This is a genomic window from Polynucleobacter sp. MG-28-Ekke-A2 (assembly GCF_035012985.1).
Classification (GTDB): domain Bacteria; phylum Pseudomonadota; class Gammaproteobacteria; order Burkholderiales; family Burkholderiaceae; genus Polynucleobacter.
Map to the genome: position 1 here is coordinate 63,520 of NZ_JAYGQU010000005.1, position 26,615 is coordinate 90,134.

Below are 26,615 nucleotides of genomic sequence, written 5' to 3' on the forward strand. Positions count from 1 at the left end.
GGGGTAATCTGCTAATTTGGGACGTTTATCCATTATCCTCCGACATGAGAATAACTTCCCTTACCTGCAGCAATATAAGCCATTTACAAGCCCAATAACCCTTCATATCCAGACCTATAAATTCTCATGATTTTTAACCAGGCCCTTCGCCGCGAACTCAGTTTTACGACTGGCGGGGTCTTTTTGGTCTTAGTCACCATTATGGTGACCACCTTGGTGATCCGAATTTTGGGTTATGCCGCTAACGGGGCGGTCAATCCAAAAGATGCCCTGGTGTTGATTGCCTTGGCTACCCTGGGTTATCTTGCTGTTCTTTTAACAGTCTCCCTATTTGTCGCAACCTTAATTGTTCTGGTGCGCTGGTACAAAGACTCAGAAATGATTGTGTGGTTTGCTAGCGGCCTAAGCATTACCAATCTTATTCGCCCTATCATGCAATTTGCCACGCCGCTCATCATTGTGATCGCGCTCCTGGCTCTTTTTGTGTGGCCCTGGGCTAACCGAGAATCCACTTTAATTAGCCAACGCTTTCAACAACGTGATGACGTATCCATGGTGAGCGCCGGACAATTCAAAGAGTCCGCAAAAGCAGAGCGTGTATTTTTTATTGAAGAGCTCGATGTTGATAAAAGCGAAGTCAAGAATATCTTCGTGGCTGATTCCAAGAATGGTCGGCTGAGCATTGCAGTTTCCCAAACTGGTTTTATTCAAAACTCTGCTGGTGGCGAGAAATCCGTTGTGCTTCATAGCGGTAGACGCTATGAAGGGCAACCCACTCAGCCTGATTTCAGAATTCTGGAATTTAACGAATACAGCACCAAGATACGGAGTAAAGAATCATTGGCGCCCCCACCACGCGATCGCGAGAAGACGATCACTGAGCTTTTAGATGACCCCAATCCAAACTCTACCAGCCCCAATCGTGCTGAGTTACTTTGGCGTATTGGCTTGCCATTAATGGCATTGGGTTTGGTACTGATTGCAATTCCGCTTGCTTATGTAAACCCTCGCTTGGGCAATTACACTGCGATGTTTTATGCGGTCTTAATTTATTTAATCTATAGCAACTTACTGAACCTGACGCAAAATTTTGTCTCACAAGGCAAGGTCAGTGTATTTGTTGCTATTTGGCCTATTCATTTGCTCGCCCTATTAATTGCGATAGCTTTAATTCGCAATCGCATTAATCCTTCTCTAAAGTGGTGGCGCCGTCAATTGCCTGCCTCTATGGCCGCCAAATGAAATTGCTCTTTCCTTTTATTTACGAGCGCTATTTAGCCAAGCAGATTTATGCTGCTTTTGGCTTTATCTTGTTCGCCTTGGTAGCTTTGTTTTTGTTCTTCGATATCTTGAGCGAGTTAGGGTCCGTGCAGGGGGGCTACACGCTTCCTCTAGCGCTACTTCATGTACTTCTGAAAGCCCCAAGCCGCATTTCAGAAATCATCCCCATTGCAGGCTTGATTGGCAGTATCTATGTATTTGCAATGCTGGCTAGCCAGTCTGAGTTCACCATTTTGCGTATCGCTGGATTAGACGTTAAACGTGGGCTCATTACTCTCACAAAAATTTCACTTCCATTAATAGCGCTCACACTCATCATGAGTGAATGGGTTGGCCCTTATTCCGAAGCAAAGTCTGACCAGATTCGCATGAAGGCTATGGGCTCAGCCTATACGTCACAATTTAAAACGGGTGTTTGGGTAAAAGATCGGCTACGCGATGAGGATGGCAGCGGACCCGTGCGCCCAGGAGTGCGCTATGTCAACGTGGGCAAAGTTGACAAAGATAATGAGATTCAAAACATCCGTATGTATGAGTTTGATGATACCTATCATCTTCTCTCAATCCGTAGCGCAGCCTCCGGACAGTTTGATGAGACTGGCATTTGGGTTCTAAATGATGTCACCGAAACTCGCTTTAAAGAATCAAAGCAGTCCGACCCACTGAACCCCGTTTTTTCTGCGCAAACTTTTACGCACCCGATTCTCACTTTGGAATCGGAGGTCACGCCCCAAATTTTGAATGTTCTTTTAATTAGTCCTGAAAAAATGTCGATCATGAGCTTGGGTCGCTTTATCTCCCACCTTCGTGAAAACAAACAAGATGCGCAGAGACATTCCATCGCCTTCTGGAAGAAAGTGGTTTATCCCTTCACTATTTTTGTGATGCTCGCGCTAGCACTTCCCTTTGCATATCTTAAGGTTCGAGCAGGTAGCGTGGGTATTAAGGTGTTTGGCGGAATCATGCTGGGCATGAGTTTCCAGCTATTTAATTCCCTCTTCTCTAACGTAGGGCTTTTGGGCTCTTGGCCAGCGCTTCTAACAGCACTTACCCCGCCTTTGCTCTACTTCCTTTTGGCGCTATTCGGGTTGCGCTGGGTTTCCAAGGCTTAATACTCATAAATCATTTAGAATTTGATTCCTATATCATTGCTGATATATAGACAGGAATCCTCATGAATCTCCACCAATTTCGCTTTGTGCGTGAAGCCGTTAGGCAAAACTTCAACTTAACCACTGCTGCTAAAGCCTTATTCACCTCTCAACCAGGGGTTTCTAAAGCAATTATCGAATTGGAGGATGAGTTAGGCGTGGAGATTTTTCGTCGCCATGGCAAGCGGATTCGCTCCTTGACGGAACCAGGTAAACGCATTTTGAGCTCGGTTGAACGCATCCTTGATGAAGTGGAAACACTGAAGAGAGTGGGTAAGGATTTTGCTAGTCAAGATCAAGGCAGCCTCGTTATTGCCACTACCCATACACAAGCGCGCTACGCACTTCCTAAAGTGCTGACTGAATTTACTAAACGCTTTCCAAAGGTAAAGGTGAGTATTCAGCAAGGTAACCCAGGTCAAATTGCAGAGCTACTCACACATGATCGTGCGGATATTGCCATCGCTACTGAAGGGATTGCGAATACTCCGGGTGTACTGGCTTTACCCGGCTATCAATGGCAGCACGTACTCATGGTGCCGCTAAGCCACCCCCTTCTCAACCAGGCAATACTTACTCTAGAAGAGATTGCTAAGTACCCAATCATCACCTATGACAAAGCATTTGCTGGTCGCAGCAAGGTTGATGCAGCCTTTGCGCAAAGAAACATTGCGCCCGATATTATTTTGGAAGCGATTGATGCCGACGTCATTAAGACTTATGTAGAAACGGGTATGGGCATTGGTATTGTTGCGGGTCATGCTTATGACCCGGATCGAGATCGCAATCTTAAAGTGATTCCTGCAGGACATCTATTTGGCAACAATGTCACCCATCTTGGCGTCAAACAGGGTGCTTACTTGCGCTCATTTGTTTACACCTTCATTGAACTCTTCTCACCAACGCTCACCAAGAAAATTGTTGAGCAGGCGATGAATAACGAATCCGAGACTTACGAAATTTAAATAATCTGGGAATGCTCAAGGACTGAAGAGTCTTTGAGTGGTGCCTCGGGGCGGACTCGAACCGCCACGCCTTGCGGCACCGGATTTTGAGTCCGGCACGTCTACCAATTCCATCACCGAGGCAGGTGTTTGCAGTGGAAATTCTGCTTACTTTGCTACTTTGTTACTGCTAAGACATGAGAGTGTAACAAAAAATGGTTAGTTACCCCCTACCTTGGGTCTAGAACCCCTTAAAATGAGGTCTTCTAGCCAAATTATTAAAAGGACTTACCCGTATGGCCGGCCATTCGAAATGGGCCAATATTCAGCACCGCAAAGGTCGTCAGGACGAAAAACGCGGCAAGATTTGGACCAAACTCATTAAAGAAATTACCGTAGCCGCCAAATTAGGTGGCGGTGATATCGCTACCAACCCACGTTTACGTCTGGCTATTGATAAGGCCAAAGACTCCAATATGCCGAACGATAACGTGCAAAGAGCGATTCAACGCGGCACTGGATCTCTTGAAGGCGTGAACTACGAAGAAATTCGTTATGAGGGTTACGGCATGAATGGCGCCGCCATTATTGTGGATTGCTTAACCGATAACCGCACTCGCACCGTCGCTGAAGTTCGTCATGCTTTTAATAAGAATGGCGGCAATATGGGCACCGAAGGTTCTGTTGCATTTTTATTCAAGCATTGTGGGCAGATGTTATTTGCTCCAGGCACTAGCGAAGATCAACTCATGGAAGTAGCTTTAGACGCTGGCGCCGAGGATGTAATTACTCATGACGACGGCTCTTTAGAAGTGTTGTCTCCTGTTCCTGATTTTTCAAACGTACAAGATGCCATTAGTAAAGCGGGCCTCAAGCCTGAGCTGGCAACCGTTGCAATGCGCCCTGAAACCGAGATTACTTTGGAAGGTGATCAGGCTGAGAGCATGCAGAAATTGTTAGATGCGCTTGAGAATTTGGATGACGTTCAAGAAGTGTTTACGAACGCGGCACTTTAATTTTTAACTTTATTTCTTTTAATTACTTCATTTAAATACTAGATAGCTTGTTATGAAAATTCTCCTAATCGGATCTGGCGGACGCGAACATGCGCTAGCTTGGAAGTTGGCTCAATCACCACAAGTCCAAACGGTTTATGTTGCTCCTGGTAATGGCGGTACAGCTACTGCTAAACAAACTGCTGCAGGCATTGAGAACTTACCGATCACTGGATTACAGGAGCTGGCTGATTTTGCTAAGCGCGAGAAGATTCACTTAACCGTTGTTGGACCAGAAGCGCCACTTGCTGCTGGCATCGTGGATGTATTCCGCAATAATGGCTTGCGTATTTTTGGCCCAACTCAATTGGCAGCTCAATTGGAGTCTTCTAAAGACTTTTCTAAAGCCTTTATGAAGCGTCATGGCATTCCAACAGCCGATTACCAAACATTCTCTAGTGCACTTGAAGCGCATGCTTATATTGATGCTAAGGGTGCGCCGATTGTGATTAAGGCCGATGGCCTTGCGGCAGGTAAAGGTGTTGTAGTTGCAATGAGCCTTGAAGAGGCTCATGCCGCAGTTGACATGATGTTGGCTGATAACAAATTAGGCAATGCAGGCGCCCGCGTTGTGATTGAAGAGTTCCTAACCGGTGAAGAAGCTAGCTTCATTGTTCTCGTGGATGGCAAGAATGTTCTTGCATTAGCCACTAGCCAAGATCACAAGCGTTTACTCGATGCTGACCAAGGGCCGAATACTGGTGGCATGGGTGCTTACTCCCCCGCACCAGTTGTTACCCCAGAAATTCATGCACGTGCATTGCGTGAAGTGATCATGCCAACAGTGAAGGGCATGCAAGCAGATGGCATTCCGTATACAGGCTTCTTATATGCGGGCCTCATGATCACGCCTGATGGCAAGATTAAGACTTTAGAATTTAACTGCCGCATGGGCGACCCAGAAACACAACCGATCATGGCTCGCCTGCGCAGCGACCTTGTCAATGCACTAGATCATGCAGTTGACGGCACGCTCAATGAAGTTGAGCTGGAATGGGATCGCCGCACTGCCCTAGGCGTTGTGCTTGCGGCCCACAATTATCCCGACACCCCGCGTGCTGGGGATGTAATTACCGGCATTCCGGCTGACACGGCAGATCAAATTACATTCCATGCTGGTACAAAATTGCAAGATGGCACAGTAGTGACCTCCGGTGGACGGGTGATGTGCGTTGTTGGACTTGCCGATACCGTACGTGGCGCCCAACAAAAAGCATATGAAGCCATCAACCATATACAGTTTGACGGCATGCAATATCGTAAAGATATCGGCTACCGCGCAATTAAGTAAATCCATCAAGTTAGAACGCCCTTGTCAGATCAACAGACCCACATCGATATCACTACCTTAAAAGAATATTTTTTAGGTCTGCAAGATCGCATCACAAGCGCCATGAGCGCTTTGGATGGTAAGGTCTTTGTTGCAGATGAATGGCATAAGCCCGAAGACAGCAAACTCAAAGGCTATGGTCGCACCTGCATTTTGGATGGCGGCAATATTCTGGAAAAAGGGGGTGTGGGCTTCTCCCATGTCCGCGGTGATCAAATGCCTCCATCGGCATCTCATCATCGCCCAGAAGTCGCAGGTCGCAGCTTTGAAGCCATGGGCGTGTCTTTGGTATTCCACCCGAATAACCCTAAAGTACCCACCACGCACATGAACGTCCGTTGCTTTATTGCGCAAGCACCTGATAAAGAGCCCGTATGGTGGTTTGGAGGCGGCTTTGACCTCACGCCCTATTACGGCGTTGATGAAGACTGCAAACACTTTCATCAAACCGCTAAAGATGCCTTAGACCCTTTTGGCGAGGAGCTCTACCCTCGTTTTAAAAAATGGTGCGATGAATACTTTTACTTAAAACATCGCGAAGAGCCGCGTGGTATTGGCGGCGTTTTCTTTGATGACTTTAATGAGCTTGGGTTTGAAAAGAGCTTCGCTATGACTCGTGCAGTGGGTGATGCATTTATTAACGCTTACCTACCAATCGTACAGCGCCGCTATCAAGATAGCTTCACCCTTGATGAAAAGTCTTTCCAAGAATATCGCCGCGGCCGCTATGTGGAATACAACCTGATCTTTGATCGCGGGACTATCTTTGGTTTGCACTCTGGTGGCCGCACCGAATCTATCTTAATGTCGATGCCGCCAGTAGTTCAGTGGTGGTACAACTGGCAACCCAAGCCTGGCAGTCCTGAGGCTAAGTTGTATGACTATTACCTCAAGCCACGAGATTGGCTAGCTTGAGCGCTATAAAGAAAATTGGCATTCTTGGAGGTACATTTGATCCTCCGCATGTGGGTCATTTGAAATTGGCTACACATTTTGCAAAGCTACTTCACTTAGATGCACTACTGCTTATTCCGAGTGGTGAGCCGTGGCAAAAGGGAACCGGCATTACTCCCGCAGAAATACGCCTGAAGTTGACTGAAGCTGCGGGCATTGATTTAGCGCGTGCATTTTTATATCTCAAGATTCCCACTCAATTAGGCATTGATCGTATGGAGATTGACCGCGCTGGGCCAAGTTATGCGATTGATACCGTTAAAGCCCTACGTGAGCGCTTTGGAACAAGCGCTAACCTAACTTGGCTGATGGGAGCAGACTCTCTTGTTGCTCTGCCTAGCTGGAACTCCTGGGAAAAACTGAGCCAGTATGTGAATTTTGCGGTGGCGACTAGGCCACACCATGATTTAAAGCTAGAAATAAGCTCTGAAGTAGGTCAATTTTTGGAGACCCATCAAACATCAGACCCCGATACCCTTGAAAATAGCGCTGCAGGCCTCATATACATCGATGAAAGCTTGAATATTGATCTATCCTCAACCGCATTACGAGAATGCCTCAAATCCAGCTCACGGAGCTCTATTGCATCCGAGCAAATTCCAACCCACACCCTAGAAACCATTACAAATCTGGGCTTGTACCAGTAATCAAGCTAAGATCACCCTAAATAGAAAAATTATTCTCGAGAAAATATGGACTTACGTAAATTACAACGCGTCGTGATTGATGCCCTAGAAGATGTTAAAGCACAAGATATCCGCGTGTATGACACCACTAAATTAAGCGAGTTATTTGATCGAGTGGTTATTGCCACTGGTTCTAGTAATCGTCAAACCCGCTCTTTAGCTATGTCGGTTAAAGAAGAGGTGAATGCTAAAGGTGGAGAAGTCATTTCTATCGAAGGCTTAGAAACCGGCGAATGGGTATTGGTTGATTGTGGCGATATCGTCGTGCATATTTTGCAACCGATGCTGCGCTCTTACTATCAGCTTGAAGGCATGTGGGGTGCTAAACCTGTACGCGTGAAATTAGCTGGTGATAAAGGTCTTGTTAAGGCCAGCGAATCCGAAGACGACGAGTAGTCTCGTCGTCACTTGCGACAATGCGGCTCACCATCGTTTCTGTTGGTCATAAGATGCCTGATTGGGTTGCCACGGCAACTCATGACTACATCAAACGAATGCCTGCGGATTGCAGCATTGAAATCAAAGAGATCAAGCCTGATCTCACACCCGCAAAAGAAGCCGTCAAAATTGCAGCAGCCATTCCCAAGGGATCCAGAGTGATCGCTTTGGATGAACGAGGCAAAGACCAAACCACTCAGAATCTTGCCACTCAACTGGCTAGCTGGCGCCAAGAAGGCTTTGACATTACCTTTTTAATTGGTGGTGCAGATGGCTTGGATGCTGGCTTAAAAGCAAGTGCGCAAGCTATGTGGCGACTCTCCAGTCTTACCTTGCCTCATGCCATGGCTAGAGTCATGTTAGTAGAGCAGCTTTATCGAGCATGGACTATCCTGCAAGGCCACCCCTATCATCGCGAGTAATCCGTTGCACTCTTTTATTTATCTCGCTTCGCAAAGTCCTCGCCGCCAAGAGATCTTGAGGCAAATGGGTGTTCGCTTTGAAATGCTACTGCCAAGTCCCGGTGAAGATAATGAGAGCATCGAAACACCTCTCCCACAAGAAAAAGCACGCACCTACGTACAGCGCGTTACCTTGGCAAAAAGTGCTGCAGCACTCAGTCGATGGGAAAAAAGCGGCTTACCTTGGGCGCCGATACTCTGCGCCGATACCACTGTAAGCCTACCCAATCATCCCAATGGTGAAATTCTGGGTAAGCCAGTTGACGTAGCAGATGCCACCCGAATTCTGACTATGCTCAGCGGCAAAATGCATGAAGTTCTTAGCTCAGTAGCAGTGACCGTCAACCCCAATGAAAAACCCATACAGCTTGTACAGGTTTCTAAAGTTCAGTTTGCTGATTTGTTGATAGAGCAGATTGACGCCTACATCGCCAGCGCCGAACCCTTTGGTAAGGCTGGCGCCTATGGCATACAGGGCTTGGGCGGATCTTTTATTCCCTCAATTCAGGGTAGCTATAGCGGTATCATGGGTCTACCTATTTATGAAACGAAGCTTTTACTAGATCGTGCCCAAGTTAGCAGCATATGAATGAAGAAATACTAATTAATATCACCCCGCAAGAAACGCGCGTTGCTTTAATTCAGCAAGGAGCAGTTCAAGAGCTACAGATTGAGCGCACTCGCCAACGCGGTATTGTGGGGAATATCTATTTAGCCAAAGTGGTTCGTGTACTACCAGGCATGCAATCGGCATTTATCGAGATTGGTCTTGAGCGCACAGCATTTATGCATGTCGCTGACATCACACAAAATAATCCTCAAGCACAAATTGAAAAATTATTGTTTGAAGGTCAAACGCTATTAGTGCAAGTCTTAAAAGATCCTTTAGGAACTAAAGGCGCGCGCTTAACAACTCAGTTGAGTATTGCTGGACGCAATTTAGTTTATCTACCTCCAGCAGGTAGCGATACTGCTACTGAAAAATATATTGGTGTTTCTCAGCGGATTGATCAACCTGAAGAGCGTGATGCCATTAAGGTACGTCTTGCAGGCCTAATGGCTGAAGACGAAAAAGGCGGCATCATCGTCCGTACCAGCGCTCAGGATGCATCCGATACGGAACTTCAGCATGACATGCTTTACCTACGCACCACCTGGGAAAACATTCATGCTGCCATGAAACACAATCCAGCACCAACCCTACTCTATCAGGACCTTAGCCTAGCTGAGCGGGTATTACGCGATGTTGCCGGAGAAGACACGACTCAGATCCGCGTGGATTCGGCTGAGAATTTCGAGAAGCTCAAAGCTTTTACAAACGCTTATATGCCCAACCTTCTGGGCAAACTGACCCTACATCGTGGCGAGCGCGCCCTGTTTGACTTATTTGATGTTGATGCCGAGATTAATAAAGCACTAGGTCGCCGAGTCGATCTCAAGTCTGGCGGCTATCTCATGATTGATCAAACTGAGTCCATGACTACGATTGATGTAAACACGGGTAGTTACGTCGGCGCACGCAATCTCGATGACACCGTCTTTAAAACTAATTTAGAAGCGGCTCAAGCGATTGCACGTCAACTCCGCTTACGTAATCTGGGTGGAATCATCATTATTGATTTCATCGACATGCTGGGCAAAGACCATCAAGAATCAGTATTGCATGAACTCAAACGCAATCTTGAGCGCGATCATGCGCGCACCTCAGTGAGCGACTTTTCCGCATTGGGCTTAGTGGAAATGACCCGCAAGCGGACACGGGAGTCATTGGCCCACATCACCTGTGAGCCCTGTGCCACTTGCCTGGGCAAAGGTGAGATTAAAACCGCCCAAACGATTTGTTATGAGATTTTGCGTGAAATTGTGCGAGAGCATCGCCAGTTTAATCCGCGAGAATTTCGAATTGTGGCAGCGCCTGATGTCATTGATCTATTCTTGGAAGAAGAAAATCAATTCTTGGCACAGCTTGGCGACTTCATTGGGAAGCCGATTACCCTGCAAGCGGAAGGTAGCTTCCGCCAAGAGCAATACGATATTGTTCTGAGTTAAGTTTTCTGAATTAAGCGTTAGAGAATTGGATGCGATGTAAGTTCGCATACAAGCCATCATGCTTAATGAGATCCTCGTGCGAGCCATTCTCGACAATCTTGCCATGCTCCAGAACCACAATTCTATCGGCATGTTCAATAGTAGATAAACGATGTGCAATCACTAAGGTAGTTCTATTCACCATTAAGCGCTCGAGCGCTTCCTGAACCTGACGCTCAGATTCAGAATCCAATGCTGAAGTTGCTTCATCCAAAATCAAAATTGGCGCATTCTTATATATTGCTCGGGCAATAGCCATACGCTGGCGCTGTCCGCCAGATAAGCGATTACCGTTATCCCCCACCATCGAATCAACGCCTTCAGGCAACTCTTTGATCAGCGCGCTCAGATTGGCAGCCTCCAAAGCCTCCATGACACGTCCGCGATCAATGCCATCATGATCGTTAGCGCCATAGGCGACGTTGGCAGCAATCGTATCGTTAAAGAGAATGACATCCTGACTTACAAAGGCAATCTGGCGTCGCACATCAGCCAACACAATATCTTCAATAGGAATGTCATCCAAGAAAATGTGGCCGCTGGTCGGCTTATAGAAGCGTGGCAATAAATTAACGAGCGTAGATTTACCGCCACCTGAAGGACCAACGAAAGCTACAACCTCACCCGGTTTAATGTTGAGATTGATATTGCGTAAAGCATCTTTTCGCCCTACATCTTGTTGATATGAAAAGCCAACATCATCAAAACGAATAGCGCCTTTTGCCTTATTGAGCGACTTCATGTTTTGCTTACGCTCTTCATCTTCTTCAAAAGGTTGATCCATCAATCCAAAAATCATTTCCGCAGCAGTAAGGCCACGTTGTAGTGGCTGATTAATATCAGCCAAGTGCTTAAGTGGTGAAATCACCAACATCATGGCGGTAATAAAGGCTGCAAACCCGCCGACAGTCGTGCCTTCGGTGGCAGATTGCATCAACGCGATTACTAGCACTACGGATAAGGCCATAGAGGCAATCAGCTGAGTAATTGGCTGATTTAGCCCGCCCGCCACAGCAGACTTCAAAGCAAACTGACGTGCACGTTCAGCCTTTTGCTTAAAACGATTCGCTTCGTACTCTTGAGCACCATGAACTTTAACTATCTTGTATCCCGCAGCTGCCTCTTCCACAATATAAGCAAGCTCACTGGTGAGTGTTTGCTGTTCTCTATTGAGCGATCTTAGGCGACGATTAATTTTGCTCATGATGAATGCAATCACGGGAAAAATAAACAGAACAACCAATGTCAATTGCCAGTTTAGGTAGATGAGATAACCCATTAAACCAATTACAGTGAGTGAATCACGAACTAAGCTAATTAACATTCCACCCATGATGGAAAGAACATTATTTACCTCAAAGACAACGGCGTTAATCAGATTTGATGCGGAGTTCTGTTGAAAAAAAGTGGTCCTTGCATGCAACAGTGTTTGAAACATTTGCTCACGCAATTTTAATAACACCGCATTAATTACGCGAGTTAATAGATAGTTGGATAAAAATTGAGCCAAACTACGAACCAAGGCCAAGCCGACCAAAAAAACAGGGACTTGCCAGAGCTTGCTATTGAGCTGACCAGTGAACCCGCGGTCCAACAAAGGTTTCATCAGAGCCGGAATGGAGGTTTCGGCGCCAGCCACCAAAGCCATGGCTAAAAGTGATCCAATAATCAAGCTGTAATGGGGCTTGAGGTAGGTAATTAAGCGATTTAGGGCGGTGCGGTCTTGAGCATTCATATAATGAATTATGCCCACCTTATCAGTCATACTCATCACCCGCAATGAAGAGGCCAATTTGGACGATTGTCTGGCCTCTCTGGAGGGGATCGCCCAGCAGATCGTGGTTGTCGATACCAACAGCTCTGACTGCACCCTAGAAATAGCCAAAAAGCATGGGGCAAGCATTTCTCAGCCTGCGGATTGGCCCGGGTTTGGACCCCAGAAGAACCGCGCCCTGGATTTAGCTACCAGCGAATGGGTTCTATCGCTGGATGCCGATGAAAGACTGACTCCGGCTCTCAAATCGGAAATTCTGACAGCGATTCACCATAGTGCCCATGTAGATTGCTTTGCCATCCCCAGACTTTCTTGGTATTGCGGACGCTTTATCCGCCACTCTGGCTGGAGCCCGGATTATGTCGATCGTTTATTTAAACGCGGTACCGCCCGCTTCTCGGATGATTTAGTTCATGAGCGCCTGATACCGAATGGCCAAGTCGCCAAGCTAGAGAACCCCATGTTGCATTACAGCTTCATGAATTACTCTCAAGTCCTTCAAAAGCTAGATCGCTACTCCACCGCTTCCGCAGAGCAAGCATTTGCCAGAGGTAAAACCAGTAGCCCCCTCAAGGCAGCCCTGCATGGCGCTTGGGCATTTTTCCGTACCTATGTTTTGCGTGCGGGATTCTTAGACGGCCCCCAAGGATTTGCATTGGCAGTATCCAATGGTCAGGGAACCTATTACCGCTATATTAAGTTGTGGCACCTGAATCAGGAAACCAGTAAATGATTTCGATTTTGCTGGCTACCTATAACTGGCCACAAGCACTCAAGCTTTGCCTAGAATCTCTAGCCACTCAAACTGATCAGAACTTTGAAATCATCATTGCTGATGATGGCTCTACTGAGAGCACAAAACACCTCATTGAATCCATTAAAGCCTTACACCCGGCCTCTATTACTCATCTTTGGCAAGAAGACCAAGGCTTTCAGAAAACCAAGATTCTTAATAAAGCAATCGCTGCAGCCCATGGCGACTACCTGATTTTCTTGGATGGCGATTGCATTGTCCAGCCAGACTTTGTAGCAAAGCATCGTGCGCTGGCACAAAAGGGGTACTTAGTTACTGGCAGCAGAGTCCTGCTAAATGAAAGCCTCACCACCGAATTACTCACTTGGCCTCAGTGGAATTTTGAGCGATTTTGCTCTAACCTCATTAGCAAGCGCTTGAGTGGAGGCATCAATAAATATTGGCCCCTCAAAGTAAAGCTAGGCAATGGCTCTTGGCGCGACTATAAAAAATTTGTTTGGCGTCGTATCAAGGGTTGCAATATGGCCTGCTGGAAGGCTGATGCTGAAGCTATTAATGGCTTTGATGAAACTATGACCGGCTGGGGCCATGAAGATGCCGATTTTATCTTCCGCTTACAACACCATCGTATTCGCCGCAAGTCAGGCTCATGGTCTACTGAAGTCCTCCATCTCTTTCATCAAATCCATGATCAGAGTAACGCCGCTGAGAATGCTCGACGGGTTCGTGAGAAGATCTTGGCTAAGGCCCTTTGAGCATGCGCACTGCCATGACTGCGTACTCCACACTTAAACCTAAAAAGGTTTTATTTATTGCCACGAGGCAAATTGGAGACGTATTAGTAACAACACCCTTAATTAGCAAGGCTAGAGAGCTTTGGCCTGATGCGGAGTTTCATTTTTTGGGGTATCGCGGCAAGTTAGAGATGCTTCATGGCAATCCCGACATTGCTGAAGTGATAGAAACTTCAGATCGTCCCGGTTTTGGTGAATACCTCTCGCTCTTTAATCGCCTGTTTCAACGCTATGACTTAGCTTTTGTTACGCAACCTAGTGATCGCGCCTACCTGTATGGCTTAGTAGCAGCCTTTAAAAGAGTCGGTGTTCTGGGTGGTCATCCTCAAGGCAAAGATGTGCAAGATCAACAAAAGCGAAGTAAGAGTGAGAAGCAAAATACCTGGAAGAAATTCATCTGTATGCACACAGTGGATGTTGACTACTTTCAGCAGCATGTCATTACCGAAAAACTGCGCCTGCTAGAGGTCTTTTTTAAAAACCGAGCTGAATTATTTTCCAAACCGATCACAGTTACTCCGCCTACAGGAGAGCCCTTAACGCCGGTCATTACAAACGAACTTAAGCAACCTTATGTTGTTGTACACCCAGGACCCTTAACGGCCTATAAGCGCTGGCCCCTTGCGTATTGGCAAGAGCTCATCACCTGGCTCGTAAAGCAGAACTTCCAGGTAATCCTCAGTGCTTCACCCGCCAAGCAAGATGTACAACTCAATCACGACATCATTTCTCTGCTAAATGAAGAAACTAAGAAAAAAGTCGTTAATGCTGCTGGTAAATTATCCATTCCGCAAGCGGGCACCTTGATTCGTGGTGCTGCTTTGTATATCGGAGTTGATACTTCAATCACCCATCTAGCAGCAGCATGCAACACACCAACCATCGCCCTCTTTGGCGCCACCCCACCAACGAACTTTGGGCCATGGCCCAATGGTTTTATTGGTGAACAGCCATATCAATTGCGTGCTCGCACCCAAACCGTTGGCAGTGTCACCATCCTGCAAGGCCCTGGTGAATGCGTGCCTTGCCGTAAAGCAGGATGCTTAGATAAGGCCGATAGTTATAGTGAGTGCTTGGACTTACTAGAACCTCAGCAAGTCATTGAGGCGATTCAGAAAGCATTACCGAACTAGATCAACCAATACGATCAGTGATACTGAATCTGTACAGGATCTTTTTGCTTAGAAGCTAGGATTTGATTTAGTCCGTGCAAGCAAGCATCGTCTGGATAAATACGCAACTCTTCTGGGAACTGCATCAAGCATGCGCCCCCACTGGTAGTAACGGCAGCCGTCAGCATTAAGCCTTTCATACCATCATTCGATCCCGGCGCAGCAGGGGCAGATGCACCAAGCTTAGGATCACGCACACGATTAGCCATAAGGTAGGGATTAATTTGGCTACGGAGCATCTTGATATCAATTGCGTTATCAATGCAGACATGAACATTGCGAGCAAAACGCATACGCGCACCCGTGATATCCATCACTGCCTCAGACACAATGCGCATACCGCCTGAGAACTTATCAGGCGTCACATTGACCTTGGCAACCAAGAGCTCATCTTCTTTTAGCCAAGAGCGATTAGGCTCGTAGACTTCGCTATACAAAGTGACTTCGAGGGCAGCAGAGCCATCATCGATAGTTGCAATCATCATGCGACCGCGTTGCCCAGTCAGCATTCGTGCTGAAGTGATAATGCCGGCAATGAGTTGATCTTTACCCTCTGTTACCTTAGCTAAAGGCTGCCGGATAAAGTGAGAAGTCTCATCGCGATAGGCGTCAAACATGTGCCCCGTTAGGCAAAGACCTAAGGCATTCTTCTCTTCTTGCAAACGCTTCTTCTCAGACCAGATAGGCTCGCGAACTAACTCTGGAAGATGGCGATCCTCTTCGCCAGCTGCCTCAAACAAGCTCACCTGGTGAATCGATGCCTCCGCTTGCTCAGCAGCCTCAATCGCTCTAGCTAAAGAGGCAAGCAAGGTAGAGCGAATGTCATACAAATTTCCGCCCGCAGGAAGAGAGTCACGATACAAGCTATCAAACGCACCAGCACGCATCAGCGCTTCAATAGCGCGGCGATTGACTTGTCTACGATCCACTCTTGCACAGAAATCAAACAAATCTTTAAATGGCCCGCCACTTTCACGTGCCTTCACGATAGATTCAATCGCCGCCTCACCGGTACCACGCACGGCGCCTAAGCCATAACGAATGTGACTGATGGATGAATCTGGAGCTGCATCGGGTGCGCGCAATGGCGTGAACTCATAAACACCAGTATTGATATCAGGAGAGAACACCCGAATGTTATTGACTAAGCAATCGTCATACAGAATTTTCACCTTATCGGTGTCATCCATCGCGAGTGATAAGTTGGCCGCCATAAATTCAGCTGGGTAATACGCCTTGAGCCAAGCAGTTTGATATGCCAAGAGTGCGTATGCAGCAGCATGGGACTTATTAAATCCGTAGCCAGCAAAACGCTCCATCAAGTCATAGATCTCATTTGCCTTTGACTCGGTAATGCCGCCCGCTTTTGCACCATCACTAAAGATTTTGCGATGCTGAGCCATCTCTTCAGGCTTTTTCTTACCCATCGCACGACGTAACATGTCGGCACCACCTAGTGAGTAGCCACCAATCATCTGCGCCATTTGCATCACCTGCTCTTGGTAGACCATAATGCCGTAGGTCTCACGAAGAACAGGCTCAATTCGGGGATCTGGATACTCCACTTTTTGACGACCATGCTTACGTTCAATAAAGTCTGGGATCAAATCCATTGGGCCTGGACGATACAACGCTACCAAAGCAATAATGTCCTCAAAGCGGTCAGGCTTGGCTTCACGTAGCATGCCTTGCATACCGCGGCTTTCTAGCTGGAACACGGCAACGGTATTGGCGCGCTTGAGAACATCAAATGCTTTTTCATCATCGAGCGCAATCTCACCGATATTCCAGTCTCTGCGATCAGCGTGTAATGCTTTAATCCAACGCTCTGCTGCTGCCAAAATAGTAAGCGTAGTCAGACCCAGGAAGTCGAACTTCACCAAGCCAATCGCTTCTACGTCATCCTTATCGAACTGGCTAATAACGGAGCTACTGTCTTGATCTTTACTTTCTTGCGTATAGAGCGGACAAAAATCGGTGAGACGCCCTGGAGCAATTAATACGCCACCCGCATGCATACCGACGTTACGGGTCATACCCTCTAGCTGTTGCGCCAAGGAAAGTAGTTGACGCACTTCATCTTCATTCTTTTCGCGTTCGGCTAATTGCTTCTCTTCCTTCTTCGCCATCTCAATGGTCATGTACTGACCTGGCTTATTCGGAATGAGCTTAGCGATACCGTCTACGAAGTTATAGCCCTGCTCTAGTACACGCCCCACATCACGAATCGCCGCTCTCGCAGCCATCGTGCCAAAGGTAGCAATCTGACTTACCGCATCTTTGCCGTATTTATCTTTTACATACTGAATCACACGGTCACGACCATGCTGACAGAAGTCGATATCGAAGTCGGGCATCGATACCCGCTCTGGATTTAGAAAGCGCTCAAAGAGTAGGTTGTAACGGAGCGGATCCAAATCGGTAATCCCGAGTGAGTAAGCCACTAAAGAACCAGCACCCGATCCGCGACCAGGGCCTACAGGCACGCCATTATTTTTAGCCCAGTTAATGAAGTCCGCCACAATCAAGAAATAGCCTGGGAAACCCATTTGAGAAATCGTCTTGACTTCAAACACCAAACGCTCGTGATAGCGCTTCATTTCTGTTTTGCGCTCTTCTACATCCGGGAAATTGCGCTCCATGTGGCGCTTCAAACCAATTTCCGATTGCTGCAAAAGATAGTCATCGAGCGTAATACCAGGAGGCGTAGGGAAATCTGGTAAACGCGGTTGACCTAATACCAATGAGAGATTGCAACGCTTGGCAATTTCAACCGAGTTCGCCAATGCGGCTGGCAAATCTGCAAAACGTTTTTCCATTTCCTCTTGGGTTAGGAAGTACTGCTCGTCATTAAACTTTTTGGTTCGACGTGGATTGCCGAGTAACTCGCCTTCAGCAATACAGACCCGGGCCTCATGCGCAGTAAAGTCGCTCTTTTGCATGAACTGCACTGGGTGTGTTGCCACCACTGGCAAATTTAACTCGCTGGCCAGATGACAGGCAAGTTGGAGTTGTTTTTCATCTTGAGGATTACCACCGCGCTGGACCTCGATATAGAAAGACTTCGGAAAGAGTTTTTCGTAGCGTCTAGCAACAATCTTCGCTTGATCTTCTTGCCCACCCAGTAGCGCGATGCCGATTTCACCCATACGTGCGCCAGAAAGTGCAATCAAGCCATAAGAGAGTGTGCGCTTGGCAGCTTTATCCTCTGCTTTTGCAGCGGGCTCACTAAACCAAGCGGCATCGACTTCAGCGCGACCACGGGATTGATTGTCGAGAGATGCCCTACTGAGCAACTCACATAAATTGAGGTAACCGGAATGATTTTGTACCAAGAGCAATAAGCGATGAGGCTGATCTGGATCCTGAGGATTGCTCACCCAAACATCCGCCCCAGCAATGGGCTTGATCCCGCCAGAACGGGCGGCAGTATAGAACCGCACCAAACCAAATAAATTACTTAAATCGGTAATCGCTAACGCGCCCATCTCATCTTTGACGGCAGCAGCTACCGCATCATCAATGCGCACGACTCCATCCGTAATCGAAAACTCGGAATGGACGCGGAGATGTACAAAACGGGGTGAAGCCATGAGATGATTTTAGCTGTGTCGACATTCAAAAACCCTCCACCCCCAACCGGCGGCTATCGCGGGCGATTCGCCCCCTCGCCTACTGGTCCGCTACATGCCGGATCCCTGGTTGCTGCCCTGGGAAGCTGGCTAGATGCCCGAAAAAACGGGGGTAAATGGCTGCTCAGAATCGAGGATTTGGACACCCCAAGGTGCCTCCCTGAGGCAACCAGGCAAATTCAGGCTCAATTGCTCGCCTGCGGCCTTTCTTGGGATGAGGAGGTCGTTCAGCAATCTCAGCGCCAAGAGGCTCATCAAAGGGCTTTAGAACGCTTAAATGGGCTTCAATGCCTGTATTCCTGCACTTGTTCAAGACAAACCATTGCCAATGCCCTGGCCAAGCTCGGAATAGAAACTTCCCGAAACCAAGAAATGGCCTATCCCGGCACCTGCCGCCCCGCTACCTTAATTAGCAATCACGCAGAATCTTTCGGGGAATTGCAGCGGGCTTGGCGGATTGCCCTTCCCCAAAATTGCCATATTGAATTTAGGGATTTAGCTCTAGGCTCTCAAAACCAAAACCTCAATACAGAAGTGGGTGATTTTGTAATACGCAGAACTGATGGCTTATTTACTTATCAGCTAGCTGTAGTGGTTGACGATGCCGAGCAGAACATTACACACATCGTTCGTGGCAAAGATTTGCTGAGTAATACTGCAAGGCAAATTTATCTACAAGAGATATTGGGATACAAGCGGCCAGAATATCTTCACCTGCCACTGGTGCTGGATGAGCACGGTGAAAAACTCAGCAAGCAAACTTTAGCCACCCAAATCAATACGCAAGATGCAAAGCACTCGCTGATAGAGCTACGTAAAGCGGCAACACATTTGGGATTGCAGAATTTGCCGGATGGCGAGAATGCCACTATTGCAGAGTGGCTGCTTGCAGCCACTCATGCATGGCCTACTTTTTCTTAAAGCCGCCGAGTAAAGCGCCAACAGCGGGCTTAGCAGGGGTAATGCCCGCCTTCTTCTCTTCTGGCTTAGCGGGATCTGCAGAAGCTGATGGTGCTGCAGATGGCTCGTAAGGCTTGTAGAAAAAGGGGTCAGACATTTTGGCTGGTGCACTGTAAGAACTTCTAGATCCACTGGAGCCGCCATAACCACTAGATGAAGGGCGACTTTGTGAAGGTTCACCTGCTGGTAAAGGCTGCACATCCAGCTTGCGCTTCATTAGCTTTTCGATATCGTCAAGCAAACGCTTTTCACTGGCATCCACCAAAGCAATCGCATCACCTTTACTACCAGCACGACCCGTACGGCCAATGCGGTGAATAAAATCTTCTGCGTTATAAGGCAGCTCGTGATTAATCACGCACGGCATATCGGGAATATCTAAACCTCGAGCAGCCACATCGGTTGCTACTAATGCTTCGATTGCGCCAGATTTAAATGCGTCCAAAGTTAAAGTACGCTCACCCTGACTCTTGTCACCATGAATCGCGCCCGCTTTAATACCGTCACGCTCTAAGGCACGAGATAACTTTGCACAGCCTAAACGACTATTGGTAAAGATGATGCATTGGCGTGATAAGCCAGCACGCGTGCGTGCTTCAAGCACTTTGACAATCGCGCGTTGCTTATCGGCAGAGGAAACCATGTGCACTACTTGTTTCACCGTATCAGCCGCAGCATTTTGACGTGCCACTTCAACCGTTACCGGAGTACGTAAATAACTTTGTGCCAGTTTCTTAATTTCTGGTGAGAACGTTGCAGAGAACAACAATGTCTGTCTTTGCGCAGGAATCAAATCAATGATGCGCTGTAGGTCAGGCAAGAAACCCATATCAAGCATGCGATCGGCTTCATCCAAAACCAAAATCTCCACTTGGGAGAGGTTGGCCACTTTAGAGCCGATGTGGTCCAGTAAACGTCCTGGGGTAGCAATCAAAATCTCTACGCCATTACGCAAAATTGCGACTTGCTCTTTCATATCCACGCCACCATATACAACGGCAGCGCGTAAATCAGTGTGTTTTGAATAACCGGCGGCATTTTCAGCCACTTGAACTGCCAACTCACGGGTCGGAGTGAGAACCAGTGCACGGATTGGATGACGTGCTGGCGATGCGCTGTTACTCGCGTGACGCAAAATCTTTTGAATGATCGGCAATACAAAGGCAGCCGTCTTACCAGTACCAGTTTGTGCTGCACCCATCAAGTCACTACCCGCCAATACATGCGGAATAGATTGCGCTTGAATCGGAGTAGGAATGGTGTAACCCTGCTCAAGAACCGCTTTTTGAATTTTCGGATCTAAACCAAAGTCAGCAAAAGTGATTGTTGCTGGAGGAGCAGTATCAGTAGCAGCAGGGGTAGCGGTATCGCTCACCCCTGTAGAAGAATTTATTTCAGTAGCAGTATTTGTCAAGGTAACTTACAGGATGGCCGCAATGCCGGCCTTAGCAGTTTCAGCATCCTCGGTCGATTTAACGCCGGAAACGCCGACTGCGCCGATGGTAAACCCATTTACATCGATATTGACCCCACCCTCCAACATGCCCGAAATATGTGGGGCAGATAAGAAAGAGGTGCGGCCGTTGTTAATAATTTCTTCATAAACGCGACTCTCACGTTTACCCATTGCAGCTGTACGTGCTTTTTCTTGTGCAATGTATGCAGATACCGGAGCACAACCATCACGACGAATCAAGCCCAACATATGACCGCCGTCATCACAAACGGCAATCGTTACAGCCCAATTATTGGCAGCCGCATGATTATTTGCTGCGTCCAAAATCTTTTGAGCATCAGCTTGAGTGAGGTAAGGTTTAGTCGCAGTCATGTTTAATCTTTCTATCTCGAATATGGTGTATTTATTTTATGCACTTCTATATAAGTACTTGAATTATAAGGGGTGTAACCAGATTGAACCTGAGGAATCTAGCTCCACCCACCCTAATTTGCTCTAAGTTGCCCTAAGTACTTCTTATTTAAGGAACTCTTGGGCTGCAACGACTCCGCTGGCCTTCGGTTTGTAACCCATAGAGCCCAGACTCATCTCTACCCCACTGAGGGCGGCCATCAAGCTCAATTCATTGCAATCGCCTAAATGGCCAATGCGAAATGCCTTGCCTTTGATCTTGCCTAAACCCGTTCCCAAGGAGAGGTTAAATTTCTCCAGTGCATGTTTACGCAATACGTCAGCATCCATACCTTCTGGTGTCGCGATACAAGTAAGCACTGGTGAATAGCAGTCTTTATCTTGACACTGAATTTCTAGACCCCATGCATTAACCGCTTCACGACAAGCAGCAGCTAAACGCTGGTGACGTGCAAAAATCGTATCCAATCCTTCGGCCATCATCATGTCCATGGCTTCATGTAAACCATACATCAAATTGGTGCTGGGAGTCGTTGGCCAATATCCATTTTTATTAGACTCTAGAATCTCATCCCAAGCCCAATACGATTTATGTATTTTGTTTTTTTCACTAACTTCAATTGCACGCGGTGATAAAGCATTAAAGCCAATTCCAGGTGGCAACATCAAGCCTTTTTGTGAGCCGGAGATAGTTACGTCCGCGCCCCATTTGTCATGTTCGTAATCGGCTGAACCCAAGCCGGATACGCTGTCTACGAGCAATAAGGCAGGATGCTTTAAGGAATCAATTGCTTTACGAACCGCTGCAATATTGGAGGTAACGCCAGTTGAAGTTTCGTTATGCACAACACAAACTGCTTTGATCTCATGACCAGTATCTTTGCGCAAACGCTCTTCAATCAGAGATGCATCTACACCCCAACGCCAAGAATCTTGTCCGGCTTTACCAACCACTTCAACGTCTAAACCAAGACGCTTACCAAGTGCACGCCACAAGTTTGCAAATTGACCAGTTTCATAGAACAACACTTTGTCACCAGGATTGAGAACGTTGACTAATGCACCTTCCCAAGCACCCGTTCCGGATGCGGAATAAATAATGACCGGCTGCTCAGTTTTAAAAATCTTTTTGATGCCATCCAACACCTTGAGGCCGAACGCACCAAATTCTGGACCACGATGATCGATAGTTTGATAGCTAATGGCGCGCAGTACGCGTGGGGGCACAGGACTTGGGCCAGGGATATGTAAAAAATGGCGTCCTGATGCGTGGTTATCAAGTTTCAACATGCTTTGTCTCACTTTTAAAGTGTTTATAGGTAGTAATTTCTGTTGATAGTGTATGACAATTTTTAGTAAATTTCCATTTTGTATACAAATTATTTTAAATAATCATCAGAATAAAGCTTAAATTCAGCATTTAAGGGCTGTATTTATACCTTAAGATAGTTTATTCTTATTTTGTATACAAATTAATAAGCCAATAGCTTAACTAAGGGTTGATCCATGACCGCAATAGAACAGCCAAATTCACAAAATTTGCATGAAGCGACTTTCGAGAAGCTGAGATCCCTCTTGGTTGAGGGCAAGATTGCCCCTGGCAGCAAATTGAATGAACGTGAACTGGCTGAGAGCCTCAACGTCTCCCGCACACCCATTCGGGAGGCGATTCGCCGTCTAGCAGCCGAAGGTTTGGTAGAGCTGATCGCCAATCGTGGTGCGATTGCTGTGCAACTCAGCCTTGCAGATGTTTTAAATACGTTTGATGTCATTGCAGACCTCGAGGGATTTTCTGGAGAATTGGCTGCCAACAATATTAGCGATGCCACCCTCTCTGAATTAGAAGCCCTCCAATATGAAATGATGGCCTCCTATGCGCGCCGAGATTTATCGAGTTATTACAAACTCAATTTACGTATTCATCACTTGATTAATCAGGCGGCAAACAATCCTGTTCTCTCCAAACTCTTTACGCAAGTCAATGCGCGCATTGAAGCATTACGCTTTCGTTCCAATCAAGATGGCGTTAAGTGGGAAAAGGCTGTGGAAGAACATCAAGAAATGCTCGATGCCCTTAAGGCAAGAGATGGTGTCCGCATGCGCAAAATCATGATCCAGCACGTCAGAAATAAACGCGATGTGGTTGCTCAATTACTCCAATCAGAATCCCCGTTAGAATCCGCCAAATCATGAACAAACCCTTAGATCTTAAAGAACTCATGGTTGATCAAGCGGCTTTAGCGGCACGTCTTCGCAAGGAGACTTCAGGTGAGGTGATGACTGATAGCGCCAGTCGTGGCCGCTATGCAACCGATGCCTCAATCTATCAAGCCATGCCGGTTGCAGTCTTTGTGCCGAAGACTGCACAAGATATTGCTAGCGCGATTCAGATTGCAGCGGAGATGGGTGTACCCGTTCTACCGCGTGGAGGCGGTACTAGTCAGTGCGGTCAAACTACTGGCGCAGCACTAGTTATTGATAACACCAAATACTTCAGAAATGTTTTAGATCTCAATCTGGATCACGGTTATGTTGAAGTTGAACCAGGCATTGTCCTAGACCATCTCAATGGCTCACTCAAACAACACGGTCTTTGGTATCCAGTGGACGTTTCTACTGCTGGACAAGCGACGATTGGCGGTATGGCCGGAAATAACTCTTGTGGTAGCCGCTCAATCGCTTACGGCAATATGGTGCATAACGTTTTAGGTATTGATGCTTGGTTAGCAGACGGCAGAGTTGCTAACTTTAGCGATTACGCAAGCAGTACTGGTGCGGCAAAGCAGTTGGGTGGTTTTGTTAAAAACCTAGCCACCACTCTCCAACCAGAAATCGAAGCACGCTTTCCTAAGGTGTTGCGCCGTGTTGCAGGATATAACCTCGATATCTTCCACCCTCAAAGTGAATTACCTTACACCCAAGATGGCAGCGTCAACCTTGCGCACCTTTTAGTTGGTAGCGAAGGCACCCTTGGGTACTTTAAGTCCCTCAAACTCAAGCTCGCGCCTTTGCCACAACATAAGGTGCTGGGTATTGTGAACTTTGCTAGCTTTTATAAAGCTATGGATAGTGCTCAGCATATTGTGAAGTTAGGTCCAACTGCTGTTGAGCTGGTTGATCGCACCATGATTGATTTAGCGCGTAGCAATCCCAGCTTTAAGAAAACCATTGAAACCGCCTTAATTGATCACACAGCCCAGACTCCGGAAGCCATCTTGTTGGTAGAGTTTTCTGGTGGGACTCATGCACCATTACTTGAGAAGCTAAAAGCCTTACAAGAACTCATGAGTGATTTAGGTTTGCCAGGATCTGTTGTACCCATGCCTGATGCTTCTTTGCAAAAGAACTTATGGGAAGTGCGCAAAGCGGGCCTCAACATCATGATGAGTCTCAAGGGTGACGGCAAGCCGGTGAGCTTTATTGAAGACTGCGCCGTTCCCCTGGAGAGTTTGGCCGAATACACCCAAGCCTTAACAGAAGTGTTTTCTAAATATGGCTCACGTGGCACTTGGTATGCCCATGCCTCTGTGGGCACCTTACACGTACGCCCTATTTTGGATATGCGCAGAGATGGCGCTCAGAAGATGCGTGCGGTTGCTGAAGAAGCTTCCGCCTTGGTACGAAAATACAAAGGCGCTTATAGTGGTGAGCATGGCGATGGCCTCTGTCGTGGCGAATGGATCTCTTGGCAGTTTGGCCCCAAGATCACTGAAGCCCTCGCACAAATCAAACACGCTTTTGATCCAAAGGGATTATTTAATCCAGGCAAGATCATTAATCCACCTAAGATGGATGATGCGAGCAACTTTAGATTTCCACCAAGTTACAAAGTCATTCCTCTACAGCCTGTATTAGATTGGTCTGCTTGGAATGTGCAAAACGATGCTATTACAGAAGCAACTACTGCCCCTGGCACAGGCGGTGACCCAGCCATGGGCTTAGCTAAAGCAGTGGAGATGTGTAATAACAATGGCCACTGCCGCAAGTTTGATGCTGAAGTGATGTGCCCTAGCTATCGCGTAACGCGTGATGAGAAACACCTCACCCGTGGTAGAGCAAATACCTTGCGTCTAGCGCTTTCGAATCAACTCGACATCAAAGATGAGGCCTCACCGCTCGGTAGCGATGCGATTAAAGAGGTGATGGAGCTATGTGTGAGCTGTAAGGCTTGTCGTCGCGAATGCCCTACTGGCGTAGACATGGCGAAGATGAAGATTGAGTTCCTCTCCGCCTATAAGAAACGTGTTGGACACTCGTTACGGGATTTAGCGGTTGCCTATTTACCTAAATACGCCCATACGATTAGCGCTATTCCATTCTTGCCAGCATTACTCAACTTGCGCAATCACATTAAACCTATTGCAACACTCCAAGAGTGGGTCATGGGTATTTCTGCACAAAGAAGCTTGCCGAGCTGGAAAAGCAAGACCTTCTGGAATCAGAAAGCAGCAAACTCTTATGAGTACACACCAGAGCAGCTTGCTAGCAACTCTGATGGCAAAGGCATAGTTCTGTTGGCAGATACCTTTAACGCCTACTTTGAAGATGAAAATCTCCAAGCGGCATTAAAAGTACTCAATGCTGCTGGCTATCGCGTGCATATTCCGCACAAGAGTCAAACAAATAAAACAAAGCAAGCTAATAACAATGAAAATGGCTGCTCTAAAGAATTTTGCTGTGGCAGAACCTATTTAGCTGCAGGCATGGTCGATAAGGCAAAAGCCACTCTCGGTGAATTGGTTGATCACCTCGCGCCATACGCAGCTAAGGACATCCCAATCATTGGTTTAGAGCCTTCCTGCTTATTTACCTTGAAGGATGAAGCCTTGGTGATGGGTTTTGGTGACAAAGCAATAAGTGTTTCTAAGCAAGCGCAATTACTCGAAGAGTTTTTATCTAGCGAAGTACGAGCAGGCAAGCTCAAATTGAATCTCAAAGCGGCCGATAAGTCAGTGCTTTTTCATGGTCACTGCCATCAGAAGTCATTTGCTGCAGTGACCCCTGCAATAGAATTACTCAAGCTCATTCCTAATGCAGAGCCTAAATTGATTGAATCTTCTTGCTGCGGTATGGCCGGTAGTTTTGGCTATGAAGCCGAGCACATTGAAGTGTCTAAGCAAATGGCAGAAGCTAGTCTTTTGCCTAGTATTCGGAAATCACCAGACAGTTGGGTGGTAGCCGATGGCACTAGTTGTCGCCATCAAATTGCCGATGGCACCCAACGAGAGGCTGTGCATATTGCCAGAATTTTGGCGGCGCATCTATAGGAGAAAA

At 47.1% G+C, this 26,615-nt stretch carries 21 protein-coding genes, 1 tRNA gene and 1 pseudogene; 17 read left to right on the top strand and 6 right to left on the bottom strand.

Going from position 1 to position 26,615, the window contains the following annotated elements; translation table 11 throughout:
- Window positions 1–126 precede the first annotated feature (126 nt).
- The 3 genes from lptF (at window position 127) to VC188_RS04885 (ending at window position 3,397) form a co-directional block, all read left to right on the top strand.
- Window positions 127–1,242 carry an LPS export ABC transporter permease LptF gene (gene lptF / locus VC188_RS04875; RefSeq protein WP_216155750.1) on the top strand — a complete coding sequence of 372 codons (1,116 nt, stop codon included), beginning with the start codon at window positions 127–129 and terminating at the stop codon, window positions 1,240–1,242.
- Window positions 1,239–2,393, top strand: a complete 1,155-nt coding sequence (lptG, locus tag VC188_RS04880) for an LPS export ABC transporter permease LptG (RefSeq protein WP_215320427.1) — start codon at window positions 1,239–1,241, stop codon at window positions 2,391–2,393. The genes lptF and lptG overlap by 4 nt, the downstream gene beginning before the upstream one ends.
- Window positions 2,394–2,455: 62 nt before the next feature.
- Window positions 2,456–3,397, top strand: coding sequence for a CysB family HTH-type transcriptional regulator (locus tag VC188_RS04885; RefSeq protein ID WP_323483212.1), 942 nt, complete (start codon window positions 2,456–2,458; stop codon window positions 3,395–3,397).
- Between the two features lie 38 nt (window positions 3,398–3,435).
- Here the strand turns inward: VC188_RS04885 and VC188_RS04890 are convergent.
- Window positions 3,436–3,520, bottom strand: a tRNA-Leu gene (locus VC188_RS04890).
- 152 nt (window positions 3,521–3,672) lie between these two features.
- Here VC188_RS04890 and VC188_RS04895 point away from each other — a divergent pair.
- The 8 genes and pseudogenes from VC188_RS04895 to rng all read left to right on the top strand — a co-directional run bounded on the left by VC188_RS04895 (window position 3,673) and on the right by rng (window position 10,349).
- Complete coding sequence (locus tag VC188_RS04895; protein ID WP_215320431.1) at window positions 3,673–4,392, top strand: YebC/PmpR family DNA-binding transcriptional regulator; 720 nt, start codon at window positions 3,673–3,675, stop codon at window positions 4,390–4,392.
- 52 nt (window positions 4,393–4,444) lie between these two features.
- The gene (gene purD / locus VC188_RS04900) at window positions 4,445–5,722 is read left to right on the top strand and encodes a phosphoribosylamine--glycine ligase (RefSeq protein WP_215320433.1); all 1,278 of its coding nucleotides are present in this window, start codon (window positions 4,445–4,447) and stop codon (window positions 5,720–5,722) included.
- 42 nt (window positions 5,723–5,764) lie between these two features.
- A complete protein-coding gene (gene hemF / locus VC188_RS04905; RefSeq protein ID WP_216192009.1) occupies window positions 5,765–6,676 on the top strand; it encodes an oxygen-dependent coproporphyrinogen oxidase in 912 nt (303 codons plus the stop codon).
- On the top strand, window positions 6,673–7,362 hold the full coding sequence (gene nadD, locus VC188_RS04910) for a nicotinate (nicotinamide) nucleotide adenylyltransferase (protein ID WP_323483213.1): 690 nt from the start codon (window positions 6,673–6,675) through the stop codon (window positions 7,360–7,362). The genes hemF and nadD overlap by 4 nt, the downstream gene beginning before the upstream one ends.
- A 45-nt stretch (window positions 7,363–7,407) precedes the next feature.
- Window positions 7,408–7,794, top strand: a pseudogene (gene rsfS / locus VC188_RS04915) (ribosome silencing factor); the annotation flags it as partial.
- 23 nt (window positions 7,795–7,817) lie between these two features.
- Window positions 7,818–8,261 carry a 23S rRNA (pseudouridine(1915)-N(3))-methyltransferase RlmH gene (gene rlmH, locus VC188_RS04920; RefSeq protein ID WP_215320437.1) on the top strand — a complete coding sequence of 148 codons (444 nt, stop codon included), beginning with the start codon at window positions 7,818–7,820 and terminating at the stop codon, window positions 8,259–8,261.
- A gap of 4 nt (window positions 8,262–8,265) precedes the next feature.
- Window positions 8,266–8,889 carry a Maf family protein gene (locus VC188_RS04925; RefSeq protein WP_416350491.1) on the top strand — a complete coding sequence of 208 codons (624 nt, stop codon included), beginning with the start codon at window positions 8,266–8,268 and terminating at the stop codon, window positions 8,887–8,889.
- Window positions 8,886–10,349, top strand: a complete 1,464-nt coding sequence (gene rng / locus VC188_RS04930; protein ID WP_215320441.1) for a ribonuclease G — start codon at window positions 8,886–8,888, stop codon at window positions 10,347–10,349. Before VC188_RS04925 ends, rng begins: the two co-directional genes overlap by 4 nt.
- Before the next feature lie 10 nt (window positions 10,350–10,359).
- Here rng and msbA read toward each other — a convergent pair whose 3' ends face one another.
- Entirely contained in the window at window positions 10,360–12,123 is a 1,764-nt protein-coding gene (msbA, locus tag VC188_RS04935; protein ID WP_215320443.1) for a lipid A export permease/ATP-binding protein MsbA, read from the bottom strand.
- Window positions 12,124–12,133: 10 nt separating this feature from the next.
- Between msbA and VC188_RS04940 the strand changes: the two genes are divergently transcribed.
- Genes VC188_RS04940 through VC188_RS04950 form a run of 3 tightly spaced genes read left to right on the top strand, consistent with a single transcriptional unit; the run spans window position 12,134 to window position 14,843 of the window.
- The gene (locus VC188_RS04940; RefSeq protein ID WP_216155761.1) at window positions 12,134–12,895 is read left to right on the top strand and encodes a glycosyltransferase family 2 protein; all 762 of its coding nucleotides are present in this window, start codon (window positions 12,134–12,136) and stop codon (window positions 12,893–12,895) included.
- Complete coding sequence (locus tag VC188_RS04945) at window positions 12,892–13,671, top strand: glycosyltransferase family 2 protein (RefSeq protein WP_215320447.1); 780 nt, start codon at window positions 12,892–12,894, stop codon at window positions 13,669–13,671. Before VC188_RS04940 ends, VC188_RS04945 begins: the two co-directional genes overlap by 4 nt.
- Window positions 13,672–13,673: 2 nt before the next feature.
- Window positions 13,674–14,843: a glycosyltransferase family 9 protein gene (locus tag VC188_RS04950; protein WP_323483214.1), complete on the top strand. Its 1,170-nt coding sequence runs from the start codon at window positions 13,674–13,676 to the stop codon at window positions 14,841–14,843.
- Window positions 14,844–14,857: 14 nt separating this feature from the next.
- Here VC188_RS04950 and dnaE read toward each other — a convergent pair whose 3' ends face one another.
- Window positions 14,858–18,475 carry a DNA polymerase III subunit alpha gene (gene dnaE / locus VC188_RS04955; protein ID WP_323483215.1) on the bottom strand — a complete coding sequence of 1,206 codons (3,618 nt, stop codon included), beginning with the start codon at window positions 18,473–18,475 and terminating at the stop codon, window positions 14,858–14,860.
- Window positions 18,476–18,478: 3 nt separating this feature from the next.
- Here dnaE and gluQRS point away from each other — a divergent pair, with 3 nt between their 5' ends.
- Window positions 18,479–19,435, top strand: coding sequence for a tRNA glutamyl-Q(34) synthetase GluQRS (gluQRS, locus tag VC188_RS04960; RefSeq protein ID WP_416350492.1), 957 nt, complete (start codon window positions 18,479–18,481; stop codon window positions 19,433–19,435).
- On the opposite strand, the gene VC188_RS04965 is transcribed toward gluQRS, so the two are convergent.
- The 3 genes from VC188_RS04965 to VC188_RS04975 all read right to left on the bottom strand — a co-directional run bounded on the left by VC188_RS04965 (window position 19,422) and on the right by VC188_RS04975 (window position 22,631).
- Window positions 19,422–20,888 (bottom strand): DEAD/DEAH box helicase, encoded by a 1,467-nt coding sequence (locus VC188_RS04965; RefSeq protein ID WP_416350493.1) that lies wholly within the window; start codon window positions 20,886–20,888, stop codon window positions 19,422–19,424. The two genes, gluQRS and VC188_RS04965, sit on opposite strands and share 14 nt — an antisense overlap.
- 6 nt (window positions 20,889–20,894) lie before the next feature.
- Window positions 20,895–21,302 (bottom strand): GlcG/HbpS family heme-binding protein, encoded by a 408-nt coding sequence (locus VC188_RS04970; protein WP_215320454.1) that lies wholly within the window; start codon window positions 21,300–21,302, stop codon window positions 20,895–20,897.
- Between the two features lie 144 nt (window positions 21,303–21,446).
- The gene (locus VC188_RS04975; RefSeq protein ID WP_215320456.1) at window positions 21,447–22,631 is read right to left on the bottom strand and encodes a pyridoxal-phosphate-dependent aminotransferase family protein; all 1,185 of its coding nucleotides are present in this window, start codon (window positions 22,629–22,631) and stop codon (window positions 21,447–21,449) included.
- 216 nt (window positions 22,632–22,847) lie between these two features.
- On the opposite strand from VC188_RS04975, the gene VC188_RS04980 reads away from it, so the two are divergent.
- Together VC188_RS04980 and VC188_RS04985 are read left to right on the top strand one after the other, a co-directional pair.
- On the top strand, window positions 22,848–23,534 hold the full coding sequence (locus VC188_RS04980) for a GntR family transcriptional regulator (RefSeq protein WP_216155774.1): 687 nt from the start codon (window positions 22,848–22,850) through the stop codon (window positions 23,532–23,534).
- Window positions 23,531–26,608 carry an FAD-binding and (Fe-S)-binding domain-containing protein gene (locus VC188_RS04985; RefSeq protein ID WP_323483218.1) on the top strand — a complete coding sequence of 1,026 codons (3,078 nt, stop codon included), beginning with the start codon at window positions 23,531–23,533 and terminating at the stop codon, window positions 26,606–26,608. The genes VC188_RS04980 and VC188_RS04985 overlap by 4 nt, the downstream gene beginning before the upstream one ends.
- The last annotated feature ends 7 nt before the right edge of the window (window positions 26,609–26,615 follow it).

Bases quoted from the DNA above. Each gene is read 5' to 3' on its own strand.
- lptF (WP_216155750.1), top strand. From the start codon at position 127: ATGATTTTTAACCAGGCCCTTCGCCGCGAACTCAGTTTTACGACTGGC.
- lptG (WP_215320427.1), top strand. From the start codon at position 1,239: ATGAAATTGCTCTTTCCTTTTATTTACGAGCGCTATTTAGCCAAGCAG.
- VC188_RS04885 (WP_323483212.1), top strand. From the start codon at position 2,456: ATGAATCTCCACCAATTTCGCTTTGTGCGTGAAGCCGTTAGGCAAAAC.
- VC188_RS04895 (WP_215320431.1), top strand. From the start codon at position 3,673: ATGGCCGGCCATTCGAAATGGGCCAATATTCAGCACCGCAAAGGTCGT.
- purD (WP_215320433.1), top strand. From the start codon at position 4,445: ATGAAAATTCTCCTAATCGGATCTGGCGGACGCGAACATGCGCTAGCT.
- rlmH (WP_215320437.1), top strand. From the start codon at position 7,818: ATGCGGCTCACCATCGTTTCTGTTGGTCATAAGATGCCTGATTGGGTT.
- rng (WP_215320441.1), top strand. From the start codon at position 8,886: ATGAATGAAGAAATACTAATTAATATCACCCCGCAAGAAACGCGCGTT.
- msbA (WP_215320443.1), bottom strand. From the start codon at position 12,123: ATGAATGCTCAAGACCGCACCGCCCTAAATCGCTTAATTACCTACCTC.
- VC188_RS04940 (WP_216155761.1), top strand. From the start codon at position 12,134: ATGCCCACCTTATCAGTCATACTCATCACCCGCAATGAAGAGGCCAAT.
- VC188_RS04945 (WP_215320447.1), top strand. From the start codon at position 12,892: ATGATTTCGATTTTGCTGGCTACCTATAACTGGCCACAAGCACTCAAG.
- VC188_RS04950 (WP_323483214.1), top strand. From the start codon at position 13,674: ATGCGCACTGCCATGACTGCGTACTCCACACTTAAACCTAAAAAGGTT.
- dnaE (WP_323483215.1), bottom strand. From the start codon at position 18,475: ATGGCTTCACCCCGTTTTGTACATCTCCGCGTCCATTCCGAGTTTTCG.
- gluQRS (WP_416350492.1), top strand. From the start codon at position 18,479: ATGATTTTAGCTGTGTCGACATTCAAAAACCCTCCACCCCCAACCGGC.
- VC188_RS04970 (WP_215320454.1), bottom strand. From the start codon at position 21,302: ATGACTGCGACTAAACCTTACCTCACTCAAGCTGATGCTCAAAAGATT.
- VC188_RS04975 (WP_215320456.1), bottom strand. From the start codon at position 22,631: ATGTTGAAACTTGATAACCACGCATCAGGACGCCATTTTTTACATATC.
- VC188_RS04980 (WP_216155774.1), top strand. From the start codon at position 22,848: ATGACCGCAATAGAACAGCCAAATTCACAAAATTTGCATGAAGCGACT.
- VC188_RS04985 (WP_323483218.1), top strand. From the start codon at position 23,531: ATGAACAAACCCTTAGATCTTAAAGAACTCATGGTTGATCAAGCGGCT.